A 4,367-nucleotide genomic window follows, 5' to 3' on the forward strand; every position below is an offset into this window, starting at 1 on the left:
CCGCGCCGCCCGCGCGGCCTGACCGACCCGCTCTCCCCGCCCGACCCCGCTCTCCCCGCCCGCCGCCGTCGCGCCGGTCCGCGCGCCGCGGGCGTCCCCCTCCCCACCACACCTGGAGCCACGACATGCCGCAGGGCCAACCCACCGCCGTGCCGTCGGACGGCCTCACCACCCGCCAGCGCCGCAACCGCCCCCTCCTCCTCGTCCACACCGGCCCGATGAAGGGCAAGTCCACCGCCGCCTTCGGCCTCGCCCTGCGCGGCTGGAACCAGGGCTGGGACATCGGCGTGTTCCAGTTCGTGAAGTCCGCCAAGTGGAAGGTCGGCGAGGAGGCCGCGTTCCGCGCGCTCGGCGAGCTGCACGAGAGCACCGGCCAGGGCGGGCCCGTGCAGTGGCACAAGATGGGCGAGGGCTGGTCCTGGTCCCGCAAGGCGGGCACCGAGGAGGACCACGCCGCCGCCGCGCTGGAGGGCTGGCGCGAGATCGCCCGCCGCATCGCCGACGAGCGGCCCGGCCTGTACGTGCTGGACGAGTTCACCTACCCGCTCAAGTGGGGCTGGCTCGACGTCGACGAGGTGGTGGAGGTGCTGGTCAACCGCCCCGGCCACCAGCACGTGGTGATCACCGGCCGGGACGCCCCGCGGGCGCTCGTGGACGCCGCCGACCTGGTCGTGGAGATGACCAAGGTCAAGCACCCGATGGACGCGGGCCAGAAGGGCCAGCGGGGGATCGAGTGGTGAGCGCGCTGGTCGTCGCCGCCCCGGCCTCGGGCAGCGGCAAGACCACCGTCGCCACCGGGCTCATGGCGGCGCTGCGCCGCGCGGGCGACGCGGTGGCCCCGTTCAAGGTCGGCCCCGACTACATCGACCCCGGCTACCACGCGCTCGCCACCGGCCGCCCCGGCCGCAACCTGGACCCGGTCATGGTCGGCGAGCACCGGGTGCCCGAGCTGTTCGCGCACGGCGCGCGCGGCGCGGACCTGGCCGTGGTCGAGGGCGTCATGGGCCTGTTCGACGGGCGGATCGACACCGACGGCGTCGGTTCCACCGCGCACGTGGCCAAGCTGCTCGGCGCGCCCGTGCTGTTCGTCGTGGACGCGCGCGGCCAGAGCCGCAGCCTCGCCGCGCTGCTGCACGGCTTCCGGGGCTACGACCCCGGCGTGCGCCTGGGCGGCGTGGTCCTCAACCAGGTCGGGTCGCCCCGGCACGAGCAGGTGCTGCGGAGCGCCTGCGCGGACGTGGGCCTGGACGTGCTGGGCGTGCTGCCCAGGGACGACCGGTTCGCGCTGCCCTCGCGCCACCTCGGCCTGGTCACCGCCGCCGAGCACGGCCACGAGGCGGTCGCGGCGGTCGAGGCGGTGGCCGACGCGGTCGGCGCGCACGTGGACCTCGCGGCGGTCCGCGCGCTGGCGGCCACCGCCAACCCGGTCGCCGCGCGGGCCTGGGACCCGGAAGCCGAGATCGCGGCTGCGATCGAAAACCCAGGCGCCGCAACGGTTCCCGGCGCGCGACGACCGGTGATCGCGGTCGCCGGCGGCCCGGCGTTCACCTTCGGCTACGCCGAGCACCCCGAGCTGCTGCGCGCGGCGGGCGCCGAGGTCGTCGTCTTCGACCCGCTGCGCGACGAGACCCTGCCCGCGAGCACCTCGGGGCTGCTGCTGCCCGGCGGGTTCCCCGAGCAGCACGTGGCCGAGCTGTCCGCCAACGAGCCGCTGCGCGCCGCCATCACCGCGCTGGCCCGCGCGGGCGCGCCCGTGCACGCCGAGTGCGGCGGCCTGCTGTACCTGGCCAAGTCCCTCGACGGCGCCCCGATGTGCGGGGTGGTCGACTCCGAGGCCGCCATGACCCCGCGCCTGGTGCTGGGCTACCGGGACGCGGTCGCCCCGGTCGACTCGGTGCTGCTGCCGGTCGGCGCGCGCGTCACCGGCCACGAGTTCCACCGCACCGCGCTGGGCGTCCCGCACGGAGCCGACCCGGCGTGGCGCTGGCGCGGGCACGACGGCCGCCCGGCCGCCGAGGGCTTCGTGCTCGGCAACGTCCACGCGTCCTACCTGCACACCCACCCGGCCTCGATCCCGGGGTCGGCGCACCGCTTCACCACCGCCTGCGCGGCCTGGGGGCACCCACCGGCCTGACCCCCGCCGCTCACCCGGACGGCCCAGGGGCGCGGCATCCGGGGTGCCGCTCACGGCGCGTCCACCCCGATCGTCGCGCTCCGTGCCGGGATCAGGGCGCTCGATGGGGAGAGGGCCCTGCGCGATACGGTCGGGCCGTTCACACCGAGCACGTCGTGGGGAGTTCTCAGATGACAGGTCGGGTCGCCTTCGTGGGTGCCGGCCCCGGTGCCGCCGATCTGATCACCCTCCGAGGGGCCAGGCGACTGGCCGAGGCCGACGTCGTCGTGTGGGCCCCGAGCGTGGTCGAGGCCGAGTGCGTGCGCGAGCACGCCCGCCCCGGCGCGGAGCTGGTCGACTTCTCCCGCGTCACCGAGTCCGAGGTCGTCGAGGTCTACCGCAGGGCCGCCGCGAGCGGCCAGGCCGTGGTCCGGCTGCACGCGGGCGACCCCGCCACGTGGGGCGGGCTGCGCGAGCAGCACGACGCGTGCCTGCGGCTGGGGCTGGAGATCGAGGTCGTGCCGGGCGTGACCCAGGTGTCCGCCGCCGCCGCGTCGGTCGGGCGGGAGCTGACCACCTCCGAGGTCGCGCAGTCGCTCGTGCTGGCCAGCCCGGAGAGCGCCGAGCACGTGCGCGAGCTGGCCGCCCACGGCACCACGCTCGCCCTGTCCGCGTCGGCCGCGCGCGCCGACCGCGTCGCCGAGCAGCTGCGCGCGGGCGGGTACGCCGACACGACGCCGGTCGTGATCGCCTACAAGGTGTCGCTGCCGGACGCGGTGCTCGTGCGCACCACGCTGGGCGAGCTGGAGTCGGCGGTCAAGGAGCACAAGCTCTACCGCAGCACGCTGTTCCTGGTCGGGGACGCGCTCAGGGCCCCGGTCCGCAGGGGCGCGCCGATCGGGGACGAGCCGGTGCGCCAGCCCCGCGCCTCGAAGTGGCGGACGGCGCGGGCGACGGGCGCCGAGTCCCGCTCGGAGGCCGCCTGGTCGGCCGTGCACGACCTGCAGGAGACCGCGCGCTCCCGCTGGGCCAGGGCGCGCGAGGAGTCCGGCGCGGACGGCGCGGAGCTGCCCATAGCGCGGTCGCTGGCCGAGCCCGCCGAGCCCGCGGGGTCGGTTGAGCCCGCAGCGGCCGGGCCGGTCGCCGAGGAGCCCGCCGTGGACTCGCTGCCCGGTCAGGCCGGTTCCCCCGAGGAGGCGCCGGAGCCGAGGAGGAAGCCCCCGGTCGCGGCGGCGCGCAAGAGGACCGTCTCCGTCCAGGCCAGCACCACCCCGCGCAAGCCCGCCCCGGCGCGCGGGAAGAAGTCGAAGCGCACAGGCTGAGGGCGTGGACGTCCCGGCGCTGCACCGCTTCCTGACCGACACCGGCCGCACCTGGTCCGCCGTCACGGTGGTGGACGCCGCCGAGCACGGCCTCGCGCACGCCCGCAACGTGTGCCTGGCCCGCTCCTCGGTGCTGGTCGCGAACGCGGACCCGGCCGCGCTGGCGAGGGGCCTCGCGGGCTGGCGGCGCACCCTGGTGGTGCCCGGCGCGCCCGGACCGTCCACAGTGGACCCGGCCGAGGTCGCGCTCCGCTCCTGGCCGGAGCCGCTCCCGGTGCTGTGCCTCGCCGAGCAGCCGCTGCTCCCGGACACCTCGCGGTGGGCGCTGCCGGACGACGAGTTCTCGCACCGGGGCGACGGCCTGGTCGCCACCGCCGAGGTCCGCGCGCTCGTCCTCGCCAAGCTGGGCCCCAGGTCCGGGGCCCTGGTGTGGGACGTGGCGGCGGGTCCCGGCGCGGTCGCCGTGGAGTGCGCGCGCCTGGGCGCGGCCGTGGTCGCCGTGGAGCGCGACCCGGTGCAGTGCGTCCGGATCATCGCGAACGCCTCGGCGCACCACGTGGACGTGCGCGTGGTCGAGTCCGACGTGGAACTCGCCCCGCACGACCTGCCGCGCCCCGACGCGGTGTTCGTCGGCGGCGGGGGACCGGGCGCGGTGCGCACCTGCGCCGCCCTGGGCGCCCGCCGCGTGGTCGTGGCCACCACCCGCCTCGACGCCGTCCTGCCGTCCCACGACGCCCTCCGCGACGGCGGCTACGCGGTGTCCGGCACCCAGCTGTCCGCCGCGAGGCTGGAGGACGACCACCTGCGCGCGGTGGACCCGGTCACCGTGCTGTGGGCCGAACGCCCGGCCTGAGACCCCCACCCGGCACCCGGAACCCGCCAAACCCGAGCCAGATCCCGGCCAAGCCCGAACCTGGCCCCGCCCGACCCCG

The 4,367-nt window shown here is 77.1% G+C and carries 4 protein-coding genes; all 4 read left to right on the top strand.

The window, feature by feature from the left end:
• Window positions 1-125 precede the first annotated feature (125 nt).
• The 4 genes from cobO (at window position 126) to ACTUAL_RS15210 (ending at window position 4,288) form a co-directional block, all read left to right on the top strand.
• A complete protein-coding gene (gene cobO, locus ACTUAL_RS15195; RefSeq protein WP_440900711.1) occupies window positions 126-740 on the top strand; it encodes a cob(I)yrinic acid a,c-diamide adenosyltransferase in 615 nt (204 codons plus the stop codon).
• The gene (locus ACTUAL_RS15200; protein WP_440900712.1) at window positions 737-2,134 is read left to right on the top strand and encodes a cobyrinate a,c-diamide synthase; all 1,398 of its coding nucleotides are present in this window, start codon (window positions 737-739) and stop codon (window positions 2,132-2,134) included. Before cobO ends, ACTUAL_RS15200 begins: the two co-directional genes overlap by 4 nt.
• A 170-nt stretch (window positions 2,135-2,304) precedes the next feature.
• Window positions 2,305-3,435, top strand: coding sequence for an SAM-dependent methyltransferase (locus ACTUAL_RS15205; RefSeq protein WP_440900713.1), 1,131 nt, complete (start codon window positions 2,305-2,307; stop codon window positions 3,433-3,435).
• A gap of 4 nt (window positions 3,436-3,439) precedes the next feature.
• Complete coding sequence (locus ACTUAL_RS15210) at window positions 3,440-4,288, top strand: bifunctional cobalt-precorrin-7 (C(5))-methyltransferase/cobalt-precorrin-6B (C(15))-methyltransferase (RefSeq protein ID WP_096496541.1); 849 nt, start codon at window positions 3,440-3,442, stop codon at window positions 4,286-4,288.
• The last annotated feature ends 79 nt before the right edge of the window (window positions 4,289-4,367 follow it).

It is taken from the genome of Actinosynnema sp. (assembly GCF_052038725.1).

Excerpts from the sequence above, each read along its gene's own strand:
- cobO (WP_440900711.1), top strand. The coding sequence starts at position 126 with ATGCCGCAGGGCCAACCCACCGCCGTGCCGTCGGACGGCCTCACCACC.
- ACTUAL_RS15205 (WP_440900713.1), top strand. The coding sequence starts at position 2,305 with ATGACAGGTCGGGTCGCCTTCGTGGGTGCCGGCCCCGGTGCCGCCGAT.